General features: G+C 52.7%; 1 tRNA gene and 1 rRNA gene. Both read left to right on the top strand.

Annotated elements, in window-relative coordinates:
• The first annotated feature begins 87 nt into the window (after positions 1-87).
• Positions 88-163 (top strand) — tRNA-Ala (locus BW42_RS09005).
• 124 nt (positions 164-287) lie between these two features.
• Positions 288-516, top strand: a 16S ribosomal RNA gene (locus BW42_RS09010); the annotation flags it as partial.

The raw sequence follows: 516 nt of genomic DNA on the forward strand, positions 1-516 counted from the left end.
TCAGCTGGTAGAGCACTTGGTTTGGGACCAAGGGGTCGCAGGTTCGAATCCTGTCTTCCCGACCATCTTCAATTTCATCCCTTTAATGGGGCCTTAGCTCAGCTGGGAGAGCGCCTGCCTTGCACGCAGGAGGTCAGCGGTTCGATCCCGCTAGGCTCCACCATTTTTATGACGAACTTTGAAAACTGAACGATGAGGCGAAAATCGTATTCTACGGAATACAAAAACGAATGAAGCGCAAGCTTCGTCAATCGTGACTTCGGTCACACAACGAGCAAGTCAAACACTTCATGGAGAGTTTGATCCTGGCTCAGGACGAACGCTGGCGGCGTGCCTAATACATGCAAGTCGAGCGCAGGAAGCTGACGGAACTCTTCGGAGGGAAGGCAGTGGAATGAGCGGCGGACGGGTGAGTAACACGTAAGGAACCTGCCTCAAGGATTGGGATAACTCCGAGAAATCGGAGCTAATACCGGATAGTTCAACGGACCGCATGGTCCGCTGATGAAAGGCGCT

This window comes from Exiguobacterium sp. RIT341, from assembly GCF_000632205.1.
GTDB lineage: Bacteria > Bacillota > Bacilli > Exiguobacteriales > Exiguobacteriaceae > Exiguobacterium_A.